This is a genomic window from Paraburkholderia sp. SIMBA_054, from assembly GCF_046534875.1.
GTDB classification, from domain to species: domain Bacteria; phylum Pseudomonadota; class Gammaproteobacteria; order Burkholderiales; family Burkholderiaceae; genus Paraburkholderia; species Paraburkholderia hospita.
In genome coordinates this window covers 1-254 of sequence record NZ_JAWRXV010001219.1, presented here as the reverse complement: position 1 = coordinate 254, position 254 = coordinate 1, and the positions used below count along the sequence as shown (strand labels likewise).

The window sequence follows — 254 nt, the reverse complement described above, 5'->3', positions numbered from 1 at the left end:
AGACCTCGCAGGCCAGCTGGGGGTAGCGCAGCTCGGCATAGCTCTGCACGTCGGCGTAGAAGGCGCGGCCGACGCCACCGCCACGCCGCCGGCTGGCGACGACGATGCGGTCGATATAGAAGAAATCCGGGTAGCGCTCGCGGAACCAGGCGAAATTGCTGCTGTCGTGCCTGGAGCCGCTGCCGAAACCGACCAGGAAGCCGGCCAGGTTGCCGTCGCGCTCGGCGACGCGGAAGTACTCGGCTTCCTCGTAG

The 254-nt window shown here is 67.7% G+C and carries 1 protein-coding gene; it reads right to left on the bottom strand.

Annotated elements, in window-relative coordinates:
• Positions 1–254 (bottom strand): GNAT family N-acetyltransferase (locus SB822_RS58985; RefSeq protein ID WP_410859361.1); only part of this gene is annotated, 254 nt, incomplete at both ends.